Raw genomic sequence first — 21,793 nt, 5'->3', positions numbered from 1 at the left:
TCGTCGCCGGAATTGCGCGAGAATTAAACCATGGTGTCTTCATCTCCCGCCGTGGTGCTCCCCCGCGCGCAGTGGCAGGAGCTGCAGGAGGCCCACGTGTCCCGCGCGGATCAGCTCACCGCGGCGCATCGAGAGCGCGCGGCGCGTCGCGAGAAGCATCCGGTGTGGGACTTCCTCTTCACCTATTACTCGTACAAGCCGTCCGTGATGCGACGCTGGCATCCGGGCGCCGGTGCCATCCTGGAGGATGCGGCCGATTCCCCTCACGCCTCCTGGCGCTGGTATGCATCCACCCGTAATGGCCACGACCTCGGCGTCGACGTGGAATCGTTCTGGCGCGATCGTGGCGAGAGCGCCCAGCAGGTGCTGGACCTTCTGTCAGCGACCTCCACACGACCGGCGCGATTCGGATGCTTCGGCATGCACGAATGGGCCATGGTGTACCGCCAGCGCGAGCACCGCCACGACGTTCCGCTGCGGCTCGGTCAGACGGGTACCGACGCCGTGGTGGAGGCACACGAACTGCGATGCACCCACTTCGACGCGTTCCGCTTCTTCACGCCGGAAGCCGAGCCCCGCAACGAACAGCTCCTGACGCGCGCCTCCCAGCCCTTCACCGAGCAGCCCGGATGCCTCCACGCGGGCATGGACCTCTACAAGTGGGCTCTGAAGCTTGGACCGCTGGTGCCGGGTCCCATCCTGCTGGACAGCTTCGAGCTCGCTCGCGATATCCGCGAGCTCGACATGCGCGCCTCTCCCTATGACCTCGCCGCGTGGGGGTTCCCCGCCGTCCCGGTCGAGACCCCCGAGGGCAAGGCGGACTACGTCCGCCAGCAGCGAGCATTCGCCGGGCGTGGCCAGCGTCTCCGCGATGACCTCATCGCCGCGGTCCTCGCCTCGCGTCAGGCAGCCGGTGCCGGTGACGCCTCGCTCGTTCGCCGTTAGCCACCGCGGCGAGGCATCCGCGCGTCGAAGAACGTCAGTGCCTCCCACGAGCTGACGTTGCGCACCGGGCTGGACGAGGTGCGATGGGCTGCGATGAAGCTCCCCAGCGGGTTCGCATCCGACGATGCGGGATAGCCGGGGATGGCGATGGGCCGCATGGAGATGCCCCGACGGATGACGTACTCGCGGTAGACGAGCGTAGCCGCCAGTTCGGTCAGGCTCATCCCGTTGGCCGGCTCCGTGGTTCCCGCGCAGAAGCCGGCGGGCCACCCGTACCGCGATTGGTTCTGGGCCACTTGCACCGTGTAGAGCACGCCCGTGGTGATGCGCTCCTGCTCCTCCCCGTACAGGTCGGTGCCCTGCAGGGAGGCGGTCTGTGCCGCGTTGACGATTGCCGCGAGCCCCATCGATGCGTGCCCGAAGTCCCGGCAGGACTCCTGATTCTGGCCATGCTGCACGGCCAGATTCGGGTCGGTCTTAGGACGTGTCTGGCACGCACTCGGCTTGTCCGCGAGCCAGCGGCAGCTGAGCATCGGACGTGAATCGAAACGTCCGTCTCCGCCGACGGGGGTGATCGGCTGCCCGCCGTCCGAGCTGAGATGGATGTAGGCGCGGGTCGCCTCACGCCACATCGCGACCGCCTGGTCGTAGAGCCCGCGATCGTCGAGGAAGACGGCGGCGTTCATGAGACCGTCCGCGGCCGACAGCTTCCAGTTGCCGTTGTTGCGGCCGTAGTCGAACGTCGTCAGCGTCGGCACCACACTCGCGCGCAGCATCGAGCTGAAGCCCTCGACGTCGAAGGCCGGCTGGCCCTTCCCCGGCGTGTACGTGTAGCGGATCAACTCGGCGCCGCGGATCATCTGCTCCGCCATCCAGGCGGTGATCAGCGGCCCGTTGGAGCCCTCGCTGCCGCGATAGTGCGAGGCGTACCCGTTGAGGATGGCGATGGCGCGATGAGCGTAGACGCTCTTTCCGGTGTAGGAGTACATCAGCGACAGCCCGTAGACGGCGCGTCCGTCCGACTGCTGGAGGGAGCACCCGACGTCCGGCACGTTGAAGGAGCCGCAGTAGGACACGCAGCCCCCGGAGTGTGCCGCGCTGCAGGGCGGCGCATCCGGCCCTGCGGCACCGGCGGGCGCGAACCCGGTGAAGTCCGGGGCGTCGCGGCCGAGATACGGAGATGCGCGCAGATCGTGGAACAGGGCGGTCCAGGGCGAATCCCCCGCCAGGATGTGGGCCCGCGTCGAAGCGAGTCCGGGGAGATCCACGAGCACGCCAGGGTGCGTGAAGCCCGCAGCCGACGTGATGGGACGAAGGCCGTCGAGCCGGGCGATGGTGGCCGGAGTCGGCAGCGAGGTGGGCGTCGGACTGCTCGGAGAAGCTGCCGTGCTCGGCGTCGGTCTGGTCGTGGACGGCTGAGCCGTGCCGGTTCGCGTCGGCGTGCTCGACGAGGACGGGTCGGATGCGATGGCAGCACCGGCCTGGCCGTTGCCGATCATCGTGGCCCCGATGATGACGAGCACGAGGATGATCGCGGTCGCGATGGCGAGGGGTGCCGCCGACGTCTGGGAAGTCGATGCCGAGGACCGGTGTGTCATATGGCCTCCGAGGGGAACTCCGTCAGCCTAGGCATACGCGAGTGGAACTCACCTGGTGCCACCCCGTGCATCCCCTGACACCGTCAGTCGTTTCCGCGACGACACCGGCTGTTTCCTCACACCCACTATGATCCTGGCACCGCAGTGCCCCTGCGGCTTCGACAGAGTGAGGAACAGATGGCATCCACGGACAAGGCACGTCGCGCGACGACGGCGGCGGATTCTGCACTGGCGGCCGCGAAGAAGGCCGTAACGCTCTCGAAGTCGCTTCCGGACAAGCAAGCCCGGAAGCTGGCACCGCTCATCAAGGACGCGAAGAAGGCGGGCTCTGTCACCAAGAAGCAGCTGGAGGACAAGCCCCGTCGCATCGAGCGCACGGCAACGGATGCGATCCTCGCCCTCGCGGACGCCACTGCCAAGATCGAACGCCGCCTCGCGGAGAAGGCGGACGCGAAGAAGTCCGACGCGAAGAAGTCCGACGCGAAGAAGTCCGACGCGAAGAAGTCCGACGCCAAGAAGACCGACGCCAAGAAGACCGACGCGAAGAAGACCGACGCGAAGAAGACCGACGCGAAGAAGACCGACGCCAAGAAGACCGACGCCAAGAAGACCGACGCCAAGAAGACCGACGCCAAGAAGACCGACGCCAAGAAGACCGACGCCAAGAAGACCGACGCCAAGAAGACCGACGCCAAGAAGACCGACGCCAAGAAGACCAGCGCCAAGACCGACGCCAAGAAGGCGCGGAAGCGGAAGTCCTCCCCCGTGCCGGCGGTGCAGGTGATCGAACCGGCGGCAGCGGCGCCCGCCGCAACCGAGCCCGTGACGGAATCCCGTCCCCTCCCCGACGTCAGGGCCAGCAACGGCGCCACGATCCTGCACAGCATGACGGTCGCGTCTCTGCGCGCGCGGGCGAAGGCAGAGGGACGCACAGGCTACAGCCGGCTGTCGAAGGCCGAGCTGATCGCTCTCTTCGTCTGACATGCAGGACTACCTCGACCGCGCAGCGGACGCCGCCCCCGCACGAACCCTGCTGGATGTGCTCCAGGCATCCGCTGCCGCATCCCCCGATGCCTCGGCCATCGACGACGGCGAGGCCGCCCTCAGCTATGCGGAGCTCCTCGCCCAGGTGTGGCGTACCGCGCAGCGGCTGCACGATGCCGGCGTGCGCCGTGGCGACCGGGTGGGCATCCGCCTGCCGTCGGGCGAGCGCTGGCTGTACATCGCGATCCTGGGCACCCTCGCCGCGGGTGCCGCGTATGTGCCGGTCGACGTGGACGATCCGGACGAACGCGCCACCTTGGTGTTCACCGAGGCGGATGTCCGCGGGGTGATCGTCGCCGGCGGAACCTTCGTCACCGCACAGGGCGATCCGCTCACGCCGGAGTCGCTCTTCTCGGGAGACGACCCCCATCCGACCACGCGCGCGCTGCCGATCCTGGATCGGCCGCGACTGGACGACGATGCGTGGGTCATCTTCACCTCCGGCTCCACCGGCGTCCCCAAGGGCGTCGCCGTGTCGCATCGCTCCGCTGCCGCCTTCGTCGACGCTGAGCGTCGTCTCTTCCTGCAGTCCGCGCCGATCGGTGACGGTGATCGCGTGCTGGCAGGGCTCTCGGTCGCATTCGATGCGTCCTGCGAGGAGATGTGGCTCGCCTGGGGGCACGGCGCCTGTCTCGTTCCCGCTCCTCGCGCGCTGGTGCGCGCGGGATCGGACCTCGGTCCGTGGCTTCTCGGACACGGCATCACGGTGGTCTCGACCGTGCCCACCCTCGCCGCCCTCTGGCCGCAGGACGCCCTGGAGAACGTCCGCCTGCTGATCTTCGGTGGCGAGGCGTGCCCTCCCGAGCTGGCGGCGCGCCTGGTCGGCCCCGACCGGGAAGTCTGGAACACGTACGGCCCCACCGAAGCGACGGTGGTCGCCTGCGCGTCCCTGATGGACGGTTCGGTTCCCATCCGCATCGGTCTCCCCCTCGACGGCTGGGCCCTTGCCGTGGTGGACGCCGACGGTCATCGGGTCGCCGATGGCGAGTCGGGCGAGCTCATCATCGGCGGTGTCGGACTGGCGCGCTACCTGGATCCCGTCAAGGACGCCGAGAAGTACGCGCCGATGCCCTCGCTGGGCTGGGAGCGAGCGTACCGATCCGGCGACCTGGTGCGTGCCGAACCCGCCGGCCTGGTCTTCCTCGGTCGCGCCGACGATCAGGTCAAGGTGGGCGGGCGCCGCATCGAGCTCGGTGAGGTTGAAGCAGCGCTGCAGAATCTCCCCGACGTGTCTGCCGCAGCGGTCGCCGTCCGTCGTACGGACGCCGGGGTCCCGCTCCTGGTCGGCTATGTCGTGCCCGCAGCGGGCTTCGACCGGCAGCAGGCACGTGCACGGCTCGCCGATACCCTCCCGACGCCGCTTATCCCGCTCCTGGCGGTGATGAGCGACCTCCCGGTGCGCACCTCGGGAAAAGTCGACAAGGCAGCCCTCCCCTGGCCGCTCGACGACGGCGCGGATGAGGCGGCTTCCGGCTTCACCGGGACCGCCGCGTGGCTTGCCGAACAGTGGTTCGGCGTCCTCGGGCAACGGCCAGCCGACGAGGACGCGGACTTCTTCGCCCTGGGCGGCGGTTCGCTCGCCGCGGCCCAGCTGGTGTCCCGCATCCGGCAGCGCGCCGCCGAGTTCACCATGGCCGACGTCTACGATCTGCCGCGTCTGGGCCGAATGGCGGCGGCGATCGAGGCCGACGAGGAAGCTCCCACGGCTGAGTCCTTCTCCCCGGCCGCACCGACTCCGCTCACGATGCGGATCGTACAGACCATCGCGGGCGGGCCATTGTTCGTTCTGAGCGGCATCAAGTGGGTGCTCTGGCTGCTCACGGCCTCGTGGCTGCTGCGACTCGTCCCGGGGTTCGGCTTCCTCCCTGCGGTACCCGGCTGGGTGCTCCTCACCGGGCTCCTCCTGTTCGCGACGCCGTTCGGGAGGATGGCTATCGCCGCGATCGCGGCCCGGCTCCTGCTCGCGGGCGTCCGTGGCGGCGACCACCCGCGTGGGGGCGGGGTGCACATTCGCCTCTGGCTGGCCGAGCAAATCGCGCAGCAGATCGATCCCGTCGGCTCCGCGGGTGCGCCCTGGGTGACCTACTACGCTCGCGCACTGGGCGCGAAGATCGGCCGCGACGTCGATCTGCACACTCTGCCGCCTGTCACCGGCATGCTCCAGGTGGGCGCAGGGGCTGCCATCGAGCCCGAAGTGGACCTCGCCGGCTACTGGATCGACGGCGACAATGTGCGTATCGGGGAGATCCGCATCGGGGCCGGCGCGACCATCGGGGCCCGGAGCACTCTCGCCCCCGGCACGCGCATCGGGCGCGGTGCGGAGGTGGCTCCCGGCTCTGCCGTCTTTGGTCGTGTCAGGGCGGGCCAGCGCTGGGCCGGGTCACCCGCCGTTCGCATCAGCGGGAAGTCCCGCCCTCTCGCCGCCGAGCGCCCACCCGTACGCCGCCGCTGGTTGTGGGCCTACGCCGCATCCTCGGTCGCGCTCGGCCTCCTCCCCCTGGTCTCGTTCGGTGTGGGCGGGCTCGTGCTCGCCGCGGGCACCCGCGGGGCTGACGACATCGCGGGGGCGGTTCCTGGCCTCCTCATCTGGCTCGTACCGGCAGTGCTGTCCGTCGGAATCACCTTCGCGCTGCTCGTCCTCGGCGGAGTACGGCTGCTGGCGGTCGGTCTCACCCCGGGTGTGCATCCCGTACGCAGCAGAGTGGCCTGGCAGGCGTGGAGTACCGAACGCCTGCTCGATGCCAGCCGGACCATCCTGTTTCCCCTCTACTCCAGCCTCGCCACACCGATCTGGCTGCGGGCGCTGGGCGCCACCGTGGGCCGGGATGTCGAGGCCTCCACCGTGCTGCTGCTCCCCTCGCTCACCACGATCGACGACGGTGCGTTCCTCGCCGACGACACCATGGTGGCCACCTATGAGCTCCGGGGCGGGTGGATGAGGCTGGCGCCGGCGCGCATCGGCAAGCGAGCGTTCCTCGGCAACTCCGGTATGGCGGGCGCGGGCCACAAGGTGCCGAAAGACGCTTTGGTCGCGGTGCTGTCGGTCGCTCCCGACAAGGCGAAAGCGGGATCATCCTGGCTCGGCTCGCCGCCGGTGCGACTGAGGCGCGTCGTCAACACGGCAGAGCTCGAACGCACCTACCGACCGCGTCCCGCGCTCCGCTGGGCACGAGCCGCATGGGAGCTGTGCCGCATTCTTCCCGTTGTCGTCTCGTGCGCCCTCGGACTCGCTGTTCTCGTCGTCCTGGCCTGGATCATCGAGAACAGCGCACTATGGGTCGCCGTCGTCGCCTCGGGCCCCGTACTGCTCGCCGCCGGTGCCCTGGCCGCCGTCATCACCACGGCGGCCAAGTGGCTGATCGTCGGTCCGATCCGTCCGGGAGAGCATCCCCTGTGGTCCAGCTTCGTCTGGCGCACCGAGGTGTCGGACACGTTTACCGAGATGCTCGCTGCACCGTGGTTCGCCAACGCGGCAGCCGGAACCCCTGCCCTCGCAATCTGGCTGCGATCGCTGGGCGCCAAGATCGGCCGCGGTGTCTGGACCGACAGCTACTGGCTCCCCGAGCCCGACCTCGTGCGTCTTGAGGACGGCGCCGTGGTGAATCGCGGTTGTGTGGTTCAGACCCATCTGTTCCATGATCGAGTGATGAGCCTCGACACCGTCACATTGCAAGAGGGCGCCACGCTCGGCCCGCACAGCGTGGTCCTGCCCGCGGCGACGCTCGGAGAACACGCCACCGTCGGTCCGGCTTCCCTCGTGATGCGCGGGGAGACGGTCCCCGTCGGCAGCCGCTGGAGCGGCAATCCCATCGGTCCGTGGCGAGCGGTTCGCGTGCGGTCCTACCAGGACGCCGACGCGTGAGCGCGGACGACTACACACCGCACTCGGGAGATGCGGCCCTGGAGGTCTCGTCCTACGACCTCGACCTGGACTACAAGCCGTCCACGAACCGGCTGACCGGCACGGCCGTCATCCGCGGGAGCTTCCGGCAGGTCACCCGCACGATGAGTCTCGACCTCGTGGGACTCGCCGTGTCCAAGGTGAAAGTGGCCGGCGATGCCCGAGCGACGTTCACGCAGTCCGATCGCAAAGTGAAGATCTCGCTGAGCACGGAGTGTGAGCGCGGCGAGCAGTTCGAGATCACGATCTCGTACGGCGGGTCGCCACGGCCGCGCCGCACACGCTGGGGAGCACTCGGTTGGGAAGAGCTAGAGGACGGCGTCCTGGTGGCTTCGCAACCCACCGGTGCGGCCACCTGGTTCCCGTGCAACGACGTTCCCCGCGACAAGGCGCGGCACACCCTCGTGCTGACCACCGATCCGCTGTACACCGTCGCCACGGGAGCCCCCGCCACGCGGCGGCAGGCCAAGGGCCGGTCGGTGTGGACTTTCACGCCGGCCGCACCGATGGCGACCTACCTGTCCACCGTTCAGATCGGTCGCTATGCCCGCACCGACGTCCGTCTGGGGAGTACCACGGGAACCATCCTGTATCCCCCGCTTCTCCAAGAACGGGTATCCCGCGACTTCGCCGATCTCGATGCGATGATGCGCACCTACGAGACGCTGTTCGGCCCGTATCCGTTCGAGCGCTACACCGTCGTGGTGACCCCTGATGACCTGGAGATCCCGCTGGAAGCTCAGGCCATGGGCATCTTCGGTGCCAATCACATCGATGGGAACGGCGGACTGGAACGGCTCATCGCGCATGAGCTGGCCCACCAGTGGTTCGGCAACAGCGTGGGTCTCGCGCAGTGGCGCGATATCTGGCTCAATGAGGGGTTCGCCTGCTACGCCGAGTGGATCTGGTCGGAGGCCTCGGCGGGACCGACGGCACACCGCAAGGCGCTGGCCCACTACGCGCGGATGCTGACCGAGAGTCAGGACCTCGTCGTCTCCGATCCCGGGCCGGATGCCATGTTCGACGACCGTGTCTACAAGCGGGGCGCGCTCGCCCTCCATGCGGTCCGTGTGGCAGTGGGTGACGACGCCTTCTTCGCGATCCTCCGCGCGTGGACTCGTCGTTTCGCTCATGCCACAGCGACCACGCCGGACTTCATCGCACTCGCCGAGAGAGTGTCCGGGGTCGCCCTCGCGGAGCTCCTGCACCCCTGGCTCGACCGTCCCGAACTCCCGCCGATGCCTGATGCGTGGAGCCGTGACGAGCCCGCACCCCTGACGGAGGCGATCCTCCTGCCTCGTGGCATCTCGCAGCCCGACGGCCGGGAGCAGCCCCGACAGGGCGCGACCGCTCCCGATCAGCGGTAACGGTACGCGATCGCGGCCTGGAACGGCCCGGGCACGGGAAGCACCGTGCTGAACCAGGGCGGCGCGCCAGGGAAGCTCACGTGATCCCCGCTCACGACCGCCGTGGCAGGATCGAGCATCGACGCCCGCCCGTCAGCCTTCATGGCAGCCTCCAGCCGGGTCCAGTCCCGGAGGCAGACGCCGGAAATGGCTTCGGTCTCAGCAAGCCCCGCCTCGATGTCGATGCCGAGACCGTCGATCGCATCCCCGGGCGCGGCGGCGACGGCAACCGCGCCGGGAGCGTAGGACAGCGAGAGCACGACATCTCTCCGCGGCACCACCGGTCGCCCGTGGTCGGTCGCGCCACAGTTCGGGCAGAGCCGGCGCACCGCAGCCTCAGCACCCGTGAGTTCTCGGACGAGATCCGTCAGCAGCAGGGAGCCGGCATCCCGTGCGATCGGACTGCGACGAGCGCCATCGTGTTTCCGGACCGCCACGGTGATCGGCCCGACGCTCCAGCGATGCTCCACCGGATCAGCCTATGTCGAACGACCCTGTTCACCGGCTGCGGTCTGGACTGACAGGATGGTGCCGTGGGTATCGAGGAGGAGTCGGAGCGCCTGGTGGCGTGGGGTGCAGAGCTGCGGGCGGTACACACACGGTTGCGGGCCGCGCTCAGAGCGGTCAGGGAGGCGGACGGATCCGACGACGTGCCGGCGCGCGATCTCCTCCTCGTCTGTCACGGCTTCTGTGTCGCCCTGACAGAGCACCACGAGGGGGAGGATCGACACCTCTTCCCCGCCATCGCCGCGGCCCACCCCGCGTTGCGCGACACGCTCGAACGACTGCAGCAGGATCACGCCATGATCGCCTGGCTCCTCGCGGACCTGGCCGCCGCGGCGCCCACCGGCGAACGCGGATCGATCTCGCGTCACCTCGACGGGATTGCTGCCATCATGGAGTCCCATTTCGCCTACGAGGAGCGCGAACTCATCACGGTGCTGGACGCTCTCGCACTCGATGCCCGGCCGAGCGACGTGCTCGGCTCGCTGTAGCCGCCCACGGCGATAACACGAAAGCCCGGCGGAGAGCCGGGCTTTCGACGTGATGGTGGACCTGAGGGGACTCGAACCCCTGACCCCCTGCATGCCATGCAGGTGCGCTACCAGCTGCGCCACAGGCCCATCTCGTCCGGCGAACCGAACAGAGAATACGATAACCGAATCCGCGGGCTCGCGCACAATCGAGGCGCATCTCGCGCGCGTCGGGATGGCTGAGAGCGATGCCCGGCATACTGGTCCCATGAATCCCCTGCCGCTGCGCGACGCCAACGGTGAGTTCGCACCGGAGCGCTTCCGTATCGCCCACGACGACTACCACGCCCGCCACGTCGGGCGTACGGCGGACGGGCGCCAGTTCTTCGTCACCACCCCGTTCGTGTCGGCGAGTTCTCCCGGCGGTGGTGCCGAGTACGCGGCTCGCTATCTCTTCGATGACGATGGCGCACTCGTGGAGACGACGATCGTTCCCGTCGGCGGTCGCGACGGCGACGGCGCACTCCCGGGCAATGTCACCGCATTCCCCGCCCAGCAGTCCGCCGTCGACCTGCTGCTGACGGAGGTGGGCCCGGTGACGTACGGCGACATCACGATAGCTCCGTTCAGCATCGTGCAGGACGGCGTGGAGTTCGGGCTGGTCCTGAACGGCCCGGACGACGACGAGGATGAAGACGAGGAGTGGTACTGGAACGTGACGATCGAACCCGGCGATTACATGGCGTTCTCCAGTCCCTGGGACAGCGGCGACTACGACACCTGACCGCACCGATTTGACCCTGCCACAGTGTCAGGGTGGAGCGTGATCCCATCATGTACACCATCGGAGAGTTCGCCGCGCTCGGCCACGTGAGTGTCCGCATGCTCCGCCACTACGACGCGATCGGGCTTCTACGTCCAGCCGAGGTCGACCCGCACAGCGGGTATCGACGTTACGAACCGGCACAGCTCGCTGACCTGCTGCGCATCGCGGAACTACGCGATCTGGGCTGTTCCCTGGACGATGCCGCAGCCGTGCTCGGCGCCGAGGACGCGAATGGCGCGCTCGTCGCGCTGCTCTCGCGCCGGCGCACCGAGCTGCGGGCCGTCATCGGCGAGGAACAGGGCCGGCTCACACGGGTGGAGCACCGACTCGCCGTTCTCGAAAGGAATCACCCCATGACCGCATCCACCACCGCTCGCATCGAGTATCGGCGCATCGAAGAGGTGACCGTCTACGCAGCGAGCGGCATCGCTCCGGGTGGCGAAGACGTGAGCGCGCTCGTCGACCGCATCCTGCCACCGCTGCATGATGCCCTCCAGGCCTCCGGCGTCGAGTTCCACGAGCCCGGCGTCTTCTGGTACGAGAACGTGCCCGGCACCGATGACCTCCGCGTCTGGGTCTCCTGGCTCGCCGGGGATTCTCCACGCGTCGACCCCGCGTGGGAGGTCATCACCTTGCCGGCCATCGAGCGCGCCGCTGTGCTGGCGTATCGCGGTGACATGGCTGGCATCGGCCGGGCATGGAACGAGCTGACCGCAGCCGTCCTCGCCGATGGCGAGGATCCCCTCGGCAGCTGCCGGGAGGTGTACCTCGAATCGGAGCCACTCCCCCAGTCCGAGTGGCTCACCGAGCTCGTCCAGCCGGTGCGCTGACGTATTACCCGGCACAACGGAAAGAGGCTCCCGCGCTGAGCGGGAGCCTCTGAGTGTGGACCTGAGGGGACTCGAACCCCTGACCCCCTGCATGCCATGCAGGTGCGCTACCAGCTGCGCCACAGGCCCGGAAGGGCGCTGGATGAACCAACCCCCTTAGCCTACAGCACCCGGTGAGGTGCTGCCGACCATCTGGCCGGATCGATCAGATCGACGCCGGCTGCGGAAGGGTGAAGTCGATGGTGGCGCCATCCTTCCAGAGGCGCTCCAGGTCGTAGTAGACGCGCTCCTGCTCGTGGAACACGTGCACCACGATGTCGCCGAAGTCGCTGAGCACCCAGCGGGCGTCCTGGCGACCTTCACGGCGCAGGCGCTTGTGGCCGGCCTCGAGAAGCTTCTCCTCCACCTCGTCGGCGATCGCCGCGACGTTGCGCTCATTGCGCCCCGTCACGATCACGAAGGCATCCACGAACGGAAGGGGTTCCGAGACGTCAAGCGCGACGATGTCCTCGCCGCCCTTCGCGTCCGCAGCCACGGCCGCGATCTGTACCATCTTGCGAGCTTGTTCGCTAGCGGTCATTGCATCATTCCTGTCAGGGCTGCCCCGACGATCACACCCACCAGGGCCAGGGCGAGAACGCCCGCGGTGATCGCGAGGACCAGCATCAGCTTGTTGCTCTTCTCCGGCACGGGAGGCTTGATGATCTCGCCGGGGGCCTTCGCCTGGCTCACCGCGGCCGTGGCGGCGATGGGGGTGGGCGAAGACGCGGCGGGCAGCTCTCCGTCGATGAGGACGGCGTCCACATCCTTGCCGTCGGCGACTCCGGGCGCGTGCCCCTGGGAGCCGAGCTCGGGGAGGTTGAATGTGCCGGTGACGAGCATCGCGCCGGTCGAGGTGACCGGTGCCGTCAGCGGCGGGAGGGTGGCGTCCGGGAGCACGAGCGAGTGACCCGCTGCCGTGGAGCCGCCGCTGTCGCGCGAGATGAGCTCGTCGAAGGACTGCTCGCCCGACGACGGCCCCGGGGCGACCTGAGCACCGAAGGAGGAGCTGAGGGTAGGGCCATCGCTGACAGCCGCGTGCTCTGCCGTGCTCTTCTCCGGCGTCTTCGCCTTCAGCGGCGCATCGAACGCCGGAGCCGGGGACGCGGTCTCCGCGGGCGGTGCCCAGGCGGGACGCGCGTGCTCCGTGACCGGAGCCGACACGTGATCCGTCGGCGCGGAGGCATCCGGCGCGGCAGCGCCAGCGTCGCCAGCGCCAGCGTCGGCAGCGCCAGCGTCGGACTGCTCGTCGACGATGTGATCCGCCGCCGTCCCGTCCGCAGCGGGTTCCTGCGCGGCGACCTCAGCCGACACGGCGTCGTCCGCGACGGGGGCGTGCTCTTCCTCTGCGGAGGCCTCCTTTGCCTCGTCGGCCGAGGAGTCCGCTGCACGAGACGCCTCTGCAGCGTCCACAGCGGCGACGGGCTCTTCAGCCTCGGCGAGGACGGCGGGCTCCACGGCGGGGGCGATGTCCGCAGCGGCCGCTGCAGGATCCGCAGCGTCATCCGCCGGACGGATCACCGGAACGGATGCGGTGCGCACGCGTTCCAGATCACGCAGCTCTCGCCGCGTGAGGCGATGCTCCGTCGCGCCGGCGGACGGCGCCGCAGGCGTCTCGGGAGCCGCCACGACGATCGGTTCGGCCGGCCGGGGCAGGGGATTGTTGACCGGGGCGTCACGACGCGGCGGAACGGGGTCAGCGGGTGCGTTGTCCTCGACAGCCGCTTCGTCGGCGACCACGGGGGTCTGGCCGGTCAGCCGCAGCTCACGCAACTGGCGTCGGGTCAACTGCTCCCCGGAGTGATCAGTGGTAGTCATGCGGTGCTCCGATACAGGTGATGCTTCGCAATGTATTGGACGACCCCGTCGGGAACGAGGTACCACACGGGGTGTCCCTGCCGGACACGCTCGCGACAGTCCGTGGACGAAATGGCCAGCGCCGGGATCTCCAGCTGGCTCACGACCTCCGAGGGAAGACCCTCCGTGCTGAGGACATGGCCCGGCCGGGACACCGCGACGAACTGCGCGAGGTCCCACAGCTCATCATGATCCCGCCAGCTGAGAATCTGGGCGATGGCGTCGGCCCCGGTGATGAAGAACAGATCCGCATCGGGGCGCTGCGCGTGCAGGTCACGCAGGGTGTCGATCGTGTAGGTGGGCCCACCGCGGTCGATGTCCACGCGGCTCACCGTGAAACGCGGGTTGGAGGCCGTGGCGATCACGGTCATGAGATAGCGGTGCTCGCTGCCCGTGACATCGGACTTCTGCCAGGGGTGCCCCGTGGGCACGAACACGACCTCGTCCAGGTCGAACCACTGCGCCGCCTCGCTCGCGGCAACCAGGTGGCCGTGGTGGATGGGATCGAAGGTTCCACCCATCACGCCGATCCGCGGTCGCCGTTCGCTCGTCATGCGGCAGGCCTCAGTGGCCGGCTCCGTGTCCTGCGCCGTGGCCCGACTCCGGGTTCTCGTGCGCGAACTTCGCTGCCTTCTCCGCGTGACGGTTGGCCACGTTGCGGTACGACAGCGTCACCATCGCGAGCAGGAAGAAGACGCACGCGGCGATCAGCGCTGCCGGGAAGGTGTGCAGCATGACGTTCTCGGCGTGCTCCTCTGCGGCTGCGACGACGAGCGTGGAGAGAGACATGGAAACTCCGATCGGGTTTGTTACAGGTATCAGTCTATTGCGGTCAGCCGCGAACCTGGCCAGAGCCACGCGCGAGCCACTTGGTGCTCGTCAGCTCGGACAGGCCCATCGGGCCGCGGGCGTGCAGCTTCTGGGTGGAGATGCCGACCTCGGCGCCGAATCCGAACTCGCCGCCGTCGGTGAAACGCGTCGAGGCGTTCGCCATGACCACGGCAGAGTCGACCTCGGCCAGGAAACGATCCGCATTGCGGCTGTCGGTGGTGATGATCGACTCGGTGTGGCCGGTGGAGTAGGTGCGAATGTGCTCGAGAGCCTCGTCCAGATCGGCGACGACATGCATCGCGATGTCCAGATCGAGGTACTCCGTGGCCCAGTCCGCTTCGGTCGCCGGCACGATCCCGGAGCTGAGAGACGCCACGACGTCATCGCCGTGGATGGTCACGCCCCGTGCCTGCAGGGCCGCCACGAGATCAGGAACCAGGCGCCCCGCAGCGCTCTCGTGAACCAGAACGGTCTCGACGGCGTTGCACACGCTCGGACGTTGCACCTTCGCGTTGACCACGATGTCCTGCGCCCAGTCCGCCGGGGCCGTCTCATCCAGGAAGATGTGGACGTTGCCGGCACCGGTCTCGATCACCGGAACGGTCGACTGCGTCACGACGGTCTCGATCAGCTGAGCGCTGCCGCGGGGCACGAGGACGTCCACGTAGCCGCGCGCATTCATCAGCGCGTTCGCACCGTCGCGACCGAAATCATCCACGGACTGGATCGCGTCCGGGGTGATGCTCCGCCCGGCCAGCGCATCGCGCATGACCTCCACCAGCACCATGTTCGACTCGCGCGCTGCGGATCCACCGCGCAACAGCACGGCGTTTCCCGATCGCAGCGCGAGGGCGGCGATGTCCACGGTGACGTTCGGGCGAGCCTCGTAGATGACGGCCACCACTCCGAACGGCACTCGGATCTGCTCCAGCGCCACGCCGTTCGCCAGACGGTGCCCGCCGACGACCTGACCCACCGGATCGTGCAGCGCGGCCACGTCACGGACGGCCGATGCCAGCGACGCGATGCGTGCCTCATCGAGCAGCAGACGATCCAGCAGCCCGGTGGCGATGCCCTCGGCGCGCCCACGCTCCAGGTCGACGGCATTCGCCTCGATGATCCGGGGTGCCGCGGCTTCGAGGGCGTCGGCGATGGCGCGCAGCGCCTCGGCCTTATCGCCGCTGGTGAGGCGCGCGACCGCACGCGAAGCGGTCTTGGCGGCGCGGAAGCGGTCCAGGAGTGCGTCGGGGGTGCTCACGCATCCACCTTAGCGATGGAGCCCGTCGCCGCCTGCGGTGTGACATCGGCAGGCTCGAACCATGTGCCGACATGCGCACCCGCGAGGGCCTGGGCCGCCTGGTCGGTGGAGGTGACCAGAACACCGATGCCCGCGGCCGCGGCGAGCCGAGCGGCCGAGACCTTGGTGGCCGCACCGCCCGTGCCGACGCTGTTCACGACCTTCGCGCCGAACTCCCATCCGGCGAGGTCGTCACCTGCGGCGATGACATCGAGAGGCTCGGCACCGGGCTCACCCGGCGGCCGGGTGTAGAGGTTGGCGATGTCGCTGAGCAGGACCAAGGCATCGGCACCGACGAGCTGTGCCACCAGTGCCGCGAGACGGTCGTTATCACCGAATCGGATCTCGTGGGTGGCCACCGTGTCGTTCTCGTTCACGATGGGCAGGATGCGCAGGCTCAGCAGCCGCTCCATCGCGCGGCGCGCGTTCGAACGGTGGACGGGGTTCTCCAGGTCGCCTGCGGTGAGGAGCACCTGGCCGGCGACGATATCGAAGGGACGCAGCGCCTCCTGGTAGCGGTACACCAGGACGTTCTGCCCGACCGCCGCGGCGGCCTGCTGCGTGGCGAGGTCGGTGGGCCGGCTGTCGAGGTTGAGATACGGCATACCCGTGGCGATGGCTCCCGACGAGACCAGCACGACCTCCGTGCCCGATCGATGCGCCTCAGCGAGGGCGTGCACCAGCATCGGGATGCGCCAGGATCCCTCACCGGAGATCGAGGACGAGCCCACCTTGACGACCAGCCGGCGAATCCCGGGCAGGTCGGCCCGTGAACGTGCGGTCACCGCTCCTCCAGGTACTGCTCGTCGCGATACTTCTGGGCGACGCGTTCGGCCTCGAGCTCGGCACGAGCCTCCGCCTTCGCGTCCATGCGGTCGTGGTACTGCTCACGACGCTCGGAGGTGGTCCGCCGCGACGAGCCCGACAGACGCGGGTCCGTGCCACGCGGGGCCGCGGTGAGCTCCGCCGCCGAGGACAGCGCGGGCTCCCAGTCGAACACGACTCCCCCGTCGCCGCCGATGACCACGGTCGATCCGGCGACGGCTCCGGCGCGGTAGAGCTCGTTCTCCACGCCGAGACGCTCGAGCCGGTCGGCCAGGTAGCCGATGGCCTCGTCGTTGGTGAAGTCGGTCTGCGCCACCCAGCGCTCGGGCTTCGCACCCCGGATGCGGTAGACGTTGCCATACGTGCCGCCCTCGACGGTCACGGAGAACTCCTTCTCGGACGCCTGCGGACGAACGATGATGCGCTCGGGAGCCGGCGCGGCGGCCGTCTCGATGCGGTGCTGCTCCACGATCTCTGCGAGAGCGAAGCTGAGCTCGCGCAGACCCTTGCGGGCCACCGTGGAAATCTCGAACACGCGCAAGCCGCGCGCTTCGATGTCCGGACGCACCAGATCGGCGAGATCCTGCGCCTCGGGCACATCGATCTTGTTCAACGCCACCACCTGCGGACGCTCCAGGAGAGGCGTCTGCCCCTCGGGCACCGGATAGGCGGCGAGTTCGGCGAGGATCACGTCCAGGTCGCTGAGCGGGTCGCGACCGGGCTCCAGGGTGGCGCAGTCCAGAACGTGCACGAGGGCGGAGCATCGCTCCACGTGACGGAGGAACTCGAGACCGAGGCCGCGTCCCTCGCTGGCGCCCTCGATCAGTCCGGGGACATCGGCGACGGTGTAGCGGATGTCGCCGGCCTGCACGACACCGAGGTTCGGGTGCAGCGTGGTGAAGGGATAGTCCGCGATCTTGGGGCGGGCCGCGGAGATCGCCGCGATCAGGCTCGACTTCCCAGCGGACGGGTAGCCCACGAGCGCCACATCGGCGACGGTCTTGAGTTCGAGGACGACATCGCCCTCCCAGCCCGGCGTGCCCAGGAGAGCGAAGCCCGGAGCCTTGCGCTTCTGGCTGGCCAACGCGGCGTTGCCGAGACCACCCTGCCCACCGGGCGCAGCGACGAATCGCATACCGGGCTCGATCATGTCGACGAGCACCTCGCCGTTGGGATCCTTCACCACGGTTCCCACGGGAACCGGCAGCTCGAGCGGTTCTCCCAGCGCGCCGGAGCGGTGATCGCCCATGCCGAAACCGCCGTTACCTGCGCTGCGGTGCGGGCTGTGGTGGTACGACAGGAGGGTGGTCACCTGGGGGTCCGCGACGAGCACGATGTCGCCGCCATGCCCCCCGTTACCGCCGTCTGGGCCGGCCAGCGGCTTGAACTTCTCGCGGCGCACGGAGACGCAGCCGTTGCCGCCCTTTCCCGCGCGCAGGTGCAGGGTGACCTCGTCGACGAACGTGACCATCGGAATCCTCCGGATAAACAGGTCGGGGCGAGCCGAAGCCCGCCCCGATCAGAAAGCTTGCGACTTACTCAGCCGCGACGATGTTGACGACCTTGCGGCCGCCCTTGGTGCCGAACTCGACAGCGCCGGCCGACAGCGCGAAGAGCGTGTCGTCGCCACCACGACCGACGTTGACGCCGGGGTGGAAGTGGGTGCCGCGCTGGCGGACGAGGATCTCGCCGGCGTTGACGGTCTGACCGCCGAAGCGCTTGACGCCGAGGCGCTGCGCGTTGGAGTCACGACCGTTGCGGGTGGAGCTTGCGCCCTTCTTGTGTGCCATCTCTGCTGCCTCCGGTGCTTACTTGATTCCGGTGACCTTGACGCGCGTGAGGTCCTGACGGTGACCCTGGCGCTTCTTGTAACCGGTCTTGTTCTTGTACTTCTGGATGACGATCTTCGGACCACGGAGGTTGCCGATAACCTCGGCCGTCACCTTGATCTTCGCGAGCTTGTCCGCGTCGGTCGTGACGGTGTCACCGTCGACGAACAGAACCGCGGGGAGCTCGATCTTCTCGCCCTGAGCGGCCTGGACACGGTCGAGCTGCACGATCGTGCCGACTTCCACCTTCTCCTGCCGTCCACCGGCGCGCACAACTGCGTAAACCACTTGCCACCTTGTTTCTTTGGGGAACCACTTGTCGGGTTCCGGAACGTCTGAAAAGACTGTGCTTGCACTCCCGGAAAGGGACGCCCACGAGGGGCCGGCGCGGCTGCAAGTCTCTCGACGCCGCCCGGGGGCGGGCGACGCGGATGCGCACCAAGGGACCACTTTACCGGATGATCCTGTGTAGCGGCAAAAGGAACCGCTGCGTGTCGTCTTCCGTGTTCCATTCTGCCCCACCTGGCGCAGCGCGCCGCACCGGCGTCGGCGTAGCATCGGCAGAATGACCGTTCTCGTCGATGCCGCACGCTGGCCCGCCCACGGCCGCCTGTGGGCGCACCTCGTCAGCGACAGCAGCCTGGACGAGCTGCATGCGTTCGCGCGCGCTCAGCAGCTCCCGGAGCGCTCGTTCGATCGGGATCACTACGACGTCCCCGGGGAGATCATCGAGAGGCTCGTCGCGGCCGGAGCCACTCCGGTCGACAGCCATGAGCTGGTACGCCGTCTGATCGCCTCCGGATTGAGAATCACCGCCCGCGAACGTCGCGGGCGGTGATTCTCACAGTCGAGGGGGAATGACGGTCGCTGTCACTCCCCTGCCGGGTCGGCACCTGCACCCGACACCGGGGCGGTCGATACCGGAGTGCCGGTGAGGGCGGCGGTCGTCACACGACGCCGGCCCCGTCCCTGGCCCGGGGCCTTCGGCTCGGGGAGCGCGTCGAGCACCGATTCGAGAAGCTGCTCCTTCTCGGTCTTGGGCTTGTCGCCGCCGTTGCCGCCGGCACCGTTCGAGCCGTTGCGCTTCTTCCGCGGTCGCTTCGCACGCTCCGCGCGTTCCGGGCGCTCAGACGCCTCCGGGAGCACGATCTCGGTGATGTCCGCCGGCGCCGCGTCGGCGGCTGCACCGCTGCGCGTGGAGGCTGCAATCTGAGCGAGCGCCGACTTGGCGCCCTCGGTGATCACGTGGGTCGACACCTGAGGCGCCGGTGCCGCGGCACCGCCACCGGAGTTCGAGCCGCCACGCGACCGGCGGGACGATCCGTTGCCATTCCCGTTTCCATTGCCGTTCCCGTTCGCGGAAGGGGCACGGTGCTTGACCACCGGGTCGTGGTGAACCACCACGCCGCGTCCAGCACAGACCTCGCACGGCTCGGAGAAGGTCTCCAGCAGGCCGAGGCCCAGCTTCTTGCGCGTCATCTGCACGAGTCCGAGCGAGGTGACCTCGGCGACCTGGTGCTTGGTGCGGTCCCGGCTCAGGCACTCGACCAGACGGCGCAGCACGAGGTCACGGTTGGACTCGAGCACCATGTCGATGAAGTCGATGACGATGATGCCGCCGATGTCGCGCAGCCGCAGCTGGCGCACGATCTCCTCGGCGGCCTCGAGGTTGTTCTTGGTGACCGTCTCCTCGAGGTTGCCGCCCGAGCCGACGAACTTGCCCGTGTTGACGTCGACCACGGTCATGGCCTCGGTGCGGTCGATCACGAGCGAGCCGCCCGACGGCAGCCAGACCTTCCGGTCCAGCGCCTTCTCGATCTGCTCGGTGATGCGGTACTCGTCGAACGGATCCCGATCGCCCTCGTAACGCTCGACCCGCTCCAGGAGGTCGGGGGCCACACCGCGCAGGTAGCTCTCGATCGTCTGCTGCGCCTCATCGCCCTGGATGATCAGCTTCTGGAAGTCCTCGTTGAAGACGTCGCGCACGATCTTGACGAGCAGGTCGGGCTCGGAGTGCAGCAGCTGCGGCGCATGGCCGGAGGCCGCCTGTGCCGCGATGTGCTCCCACTGCGAGGTGAGGCGCTGCACGTCGACGGTCAGCTGCTCCTCCGTGGCGCCCTCGGCGGCGGTACGGACGATCACGCCGCTGGATTCCGGGAGCACCTCCTTGAGGATGCGCTTCAGACGCGCGCGCTCGGTGTCGGGGAGCTTGCGGGAGATGCCGTTCATCGACCCGTTCGGCACGTACACGAGGTAACGTCCCGGGAGCGAGATCTGGCTGGTGAGGCGCGCGCCCTTGTGGCCCACCGGGTCCTTCGTCACCTGGACGAGGACCTTGTCTCCGGTCTTCAGAGCGAGCTCGATGCGACGAGGCTGGTTTCCGGTCTCGACGGAGTCCCAGTCCACCTCGCCCGAGTACAGCACGGCGTTGCGACCGCGGCCGATGTCGACGAACGCCGCCTCCATCGACGGCAGTACGTTCTGCACGCGCCCGATGTACACGTTGCCGATCAGCGATGCGTCCTGGTTGCGCGCCACGTAGTGCTCGACGAGGACCTTGTCCTCGAGCACGCCGATCTGGATGCGACCGTTCTTGGAACGGACGATCATCTGGCGGTCCACGGCCTCACGGCGTGCGAGGAACTCCGCCTCGGTCACCACGGCGCGGCGTCGACCGGCCTCACGACCGTCACGACGGCGCTGCTTCTTCGCCTCCAGGCGGGTGGAGCCCTTGATCGCCTTCGGTTCGGTGATGTACTCCACCGCGCGGGTGCGGCGCCGCCCCTCCCCGCCGTCATCGGGCTCGCCGCGACGGCGGCGACGCCGGGACGATCCGCCCTCGTCCTCGTCTGCGGGCAGAGCCGGAAGCGGAACGATCTCCGGCGCATAGAAGTGCAGCGCGGTGGACACCTGGGACACGAACACCTCGGGAAGCAGCCCCAGGCTCACCGCGGTGGGCAGCGGCTCCGGCTCCGGCTCCGCCTCAGGCGCGGGCTGGCGGAGGATGACGACGTCGTCGCCGAGCCCCAGACCGGCACCCGGTTCCGCTGCGGAGTCTTCGGCGGCAGCAGCTGCTGAGCCGCCATCGCCGGCGGACTCGGCAGTGGCCTGGCCCTCGTCCGTGGTCTCGGGCGCGGCCTCATCGCCACCGGATGTCGCATCCCCGGCATTCGGCGTGGCCTCATCGGTCACCACAATGATGCCGCCGTCCGACTCGATGACCGTCTCTCCGTCGTCGGGTGCGGAGCGCTCGATATCGTTCTCAGCCGTCGGCGCTGCCACCGGCTCGGTAGGGTCCGCATCGGCATCCGCAGCGGGTCCACCGAAAGCCGGAAGCGCCGTGTGGTCGCCAAACAGCTCCCCGTCGGCCCCCGCGGGCAGTCCCAGCTGGTCGTCGTTCGCTCCGGAATCGGAGGTACGGTCGTTCTCGCTCTTCGTCTCTGCCATTTCTGGCGCACTCCCTGCGGGCAACACCGCGCGTCGCCCGGCGAAATTCTCGTGCGGCGCCGCACCTGGCGGTGCCGCGAACTCACTCGGTCTGCGACCGGCTCAGCGGCTCTGGTCGCGGAGGCCGTCTTGGCCTCGAAGTCT

20 protein-coding genes and 2 tRNA genes are annotated in these 21,793 nt (G+C 68.7%); 8 read left to right on the top strand and 14 right to left on the bottom strand.

Annotated elements, in window-relative coordinates; all coding sequences use genetic code 11:
• The first annotated feature begins 30 nt into the window (after positions 1-30).
• On the top strand, positions 31-945 hold the full coding sequence (locus ACIQJ5_RS07210) for a 3-methyladenine DNA glycosylase (protein WP_402842371.1): 915 nt from the start codon (positions 31-33) through the stop codon (positions 943-945).
• On the opposite strand, the gene ACIQJ5_RS07205 is transcribed toward ACIQJ5_RS07210, so the two are convergent.
• Entirely contained in the window at positions 942-2,543 is a 1,602-nt protein-coding gene (locus ACIQJ5_RS07205; protein ID WP_402842368.1) for an alginate lyase family protein, read from the bottom strand. The genes ACIQJ5_RS07210 and ACIQJ5_RS07205 overlap by 4 nt on opposite strands.
• Positions 2,544-2,720: 177 nt before the next feature.
• On the opposite strand from ACIQJ5_RS07205, the gene ACIQJ5_RS07200 reads away from it, so the two are divergent.
• Genes ACIQJ5_RS07200 through ACIQJ5_RS07190 form a run of 3 tightly spaced genes read left to right on the top strand, consistent with a single transcriptional unit; the run spans position 2,721 to position 8,855 of the window.
• The gene (locus ACIQJ5_RS07200; protein ID WP_402842366.1) at positions 2,721-3,524 is read left to right on the top strand and encodes a histone H1-like repetitive region-containing protein; all 804 of its coding nucleotides are present in this window, start codon (positions 2,721-2,723) and stop codon (positions 3,522-3,524) included.
• Position 3,525: 1 nt separating this feature from the next.
• On the top strand, positions 3,526-7,449 hold the full coding sequence (locus tag ACIQJ5_RS07195) for a Pls/PosA family non-ribosomal peptide synthetase (protein WP_402842363.1): 3,924 nt from the start codon (positions 3,526-3,528) through the stop codon (positions 7,447-7,449).
• Complete coding sequence (locus ACIQJ5_RS07190; protein WP_231089993.1) at positions 7,446-8,855, top strand: M1 family metallopeptidase; 1,410 nt, start codon at positions 7,446-7,448, stop codon at positions 8,853-8,855. Before ACIQJ5_RS07195 ends, ACIQJ5_RS07190 begins: the two co-directional genes overlap by 4 nt.
• On the opposite strand, the gene ACIQJ5_RS07185 is transcribed toward ACIQJ5_RS07190, so the two are convergent.
• Positions 8,846-9,364 carry a hypothetical protein gene (locus tag ACIQJ5_RS07185; protein WP_402842361.1) on the bottom strand — a complete coding sequence of 173 codons (519 nt, stop codon included), beginning with the start codon at positions 9,362-9,364 and terminating at the stop codon, positions 8,846-8,848. The genes ACIQJ5_RS07190 and ACIQJ5_RS07185 overlap by 10 nt on opposite strands.
• A 63-nt stretch (positions 9,365-9,427) precedes the next feature.
• Between ACIQJ5_RS07185 and ACIQJ5_RS07180 the strand changes: the two genes are divergently transcribed.
• Positions 9,428-9,889: a hemerythrin domain-containing protein gene (locus tag ACIQJ5_RS07180; protein WP_402842358.1), complete on the top strand. Its 462-nt coding sequence runs from the start codon at positions 9,428-9,430 to the stop codon at positions 9,887-9,889.
• 53 nt (positions 9,890-9,942) lie between these two features.
• On the opposite strand, the gene ACIQJ5_RS07175 is transcribed toward ACIQJ5_RS07180, so the two are convergent.
• Positions 9,943-10,018 (bottom strand) — tRNA-Ala (locus tag ACIQJ5_RS07175).
• Between the two features lie 118 nt (positions 10,019-10,136).
• On the opposite strand from ACIQJ5_RS07175, the gene ACIQJ5_RS07170 reads away from it, so the two are divergent.
• Both ACIQJ5_RS07170 and ACIQJ5_RS07165 read left to right on the top strand, forming a co-directional pair.
• Positions 10,137-10,652 (top strand): hypothetical protein, encoded by a 516-nt coding sequence (locus ACIQJ5_RS07170; RefSeq protein WP_402842355.1) that lies wholly within the window; start codon positions 10,137-10,139, stop codon positions 10,650-10,652.
• Positions 10,653-10,684: 32 nt separating this feature from the next.
• A complete protein-coding gene (locus ACIQJ5_RS07165; protein ID WP_231089989.1) occupies positions 10,685-11,524 on the top strand; it encodes a MerR family transcriptional regulator in 840 nt (279 codons plus the stop codon).
• A 56-nt stretch (positions 11,525-11,580) separates the two neighbouring features.
• Here ACIQJ5_RS07165 and ACIQJ5_RS07160 read toward each other — a convergent pair.
• From ACIQJ5_RS07160 to rplU, 10 genes are all read right to left on the bottom strand, one after another.
• Positions 11,581-11,653, bottom strand: a tRNA-Ala gene (locus ACIQJ5_RS07160).
• A gap of 76 nt (positions 11,654-11,729) precedes the next feature.
• The gene (rsfS, locus tag ACIQJ5_RS07155; RefSeq protein WP_231089988.1) at positions 11,730-12,104 is read right to left on the bottom strand and encodes a ribosome silencing factor; all 375 of its coding nucleotides are present in this window, start codon (positions 12,102-12,104) and stop codon (positions 11,730-11,732) included.
• Positions 12,101-13,381 carry a hypothetical protein gene (locus tag ACIQJ5_RS07150; protein WP_402842350.1) on the bottom strand — a complete coding sequence of 427 codons (1,281 nt, stop codon included), beginning with the start codon at positions 13,379-13,381 and terminating at the stop codon, positions 12,101-12,103. Before ACIQJ5_RS07150 ends, rsfS begins: the two co-directional genes overlap by 4 nt.
• The gene (gene nadD, locus ACIQJ5_RS07145) at positions 13,378-13,974 is read right to left on the bottom strand and encodes a nicotinate-nucleotide adenylyltransferase (protein ID WP_231089986.1); all 597 of its coding nucleotides are present in this window, start codon (positions 13,972-13,974) and stop codon (positions 13,378-13,380) included. Before nadD ends, ACIQJ5_RS07150 begins: the two co-directional genes overlap by 4 nt.
• Before the next feature lie 10 nt (positions 13,975-13,984).
• Complete coding sequence (locus ACIQJ5_RS07140; RefSeq protein ID WP_231089985.1) at positions 13,985-14,209, bottom strand: hypothetical protein; 225 nt, start codon at positions 14,207-14,209, stop codon at positions 13,985-13,987.
• A 43-nt stretch (positions 14,210-14,252) separates the two neighbouring features.
• Positions 14,253-15,509 carry a glutamate-5-semialdehyde dehydrogenase gene (locus ACIQJ5_RS07135; protein ID WP_402842346.1) on the bottom strand — a complete coding sequence of 419 codons (1,257 nt, stop codon included), beginning with the start codon at positions 15,507-15,509 and terminating at the stop codon, positions 14,253-14,255.
• Positions 15,506-16,333, bottom strand: coding sequence for a glutamate 5-kinase (proB, locus tag ACIQJ5_RS07130; RefSeq protein ID WP_231089983.1), 828 nt, complete (start codon positions 16,331-16,333; stop codon positions 15,506-15,508). Before proB ends, ACIQJ5_RS07135 begins: the two co-directional genes overlap by 4 nt.
• Complete coding sequence (gene obgE / locus ACIQJ5_RS07125; protein ID WP_402842342.1) at positions 16,330-17,844, bottom strand: GTPase ObgE; 1,515 nt, start codon at positions 17,842-17,844, stop codon at positions 16,330-16,332. Before obgE ends, proB begins: the two co-directional genes overlap by 4 nt.
• 64 nt (positions 17,845-17,908) lie before the next feature.
• Positions 17,909-18,163 (bottom strand): 50S ribosomal protein L27, encoded by a 255-nt coding sequence (rpmA, locus tag ACIQJ5_RS07120; protein WP_231089981.1) that lies wholly within the window; start codon positions 18,161-18,163, stop codon positions 17,909-17,911.
• A gap of 18 nt (positions 18,164-18,181) precedes the next feature.
• On the bottom strand, positions 18,182-18,490 hold the full coding sequence (gene rplU / locus ACIQJ5_RS07115; protein WP_231089980.1) for a 50S ribosomal protein L21: 309 nt from the start codon (positions 18,488-18,490) through the stop codon (positions 18,182-18,184).
• A gap of 277 nt (positions 18,491-18,767) precedes the next feature.
• On the opposite strand from rplU, the gene ACIQJ5_RS07110 reads away from it, so the two are divergent.
• The gene (locus tag ACIQJ5_RS07110; RefSeq protein ID WP_402842337.1) at positions 18,768-19,040 is read left to right on the top strand and encodes a DUF4031 domain-containing protein; all 273 of its coding nucleotides are present in this window, start codon (positions 18,768-18,770) and stop codon (positions 19,038-19,040) included.
• Between the two features lie 32 nt (positions 19,041-19,072).
• On the opposite strand, the gene ACIQJ5_RS07105 is transcribed toward ACIQJ5_RS07110, so the two are convergent.
• A complete protein-coding gene (locus ACIQJ5_RS07105; RefSeq protein WP_402842334.1) occupies positions 19,073-21,649 on the bottom strand; it encodes an Rne/Rng family ribonuclease in 2,577 nt (858 codons plus the stop codon).
• Positions 21,650-21,793 lie beyond the last annotated feature (144 nt).

This window comes from Microbacterium sp. GXS0129 (genome assembly GCF_044769785.1).
GTDB lineage: Bacteria > Actinomycetota > Actinomycetes > Actinomycetales > Microbacteriaceae > Microbacterium > Microbacterium nymphoidis.
The sequence above is the reverse complement of the archived record's forward strand: the minus strand, read 5'-3'. Positions and strand labels throughout refer to the sequence as shown.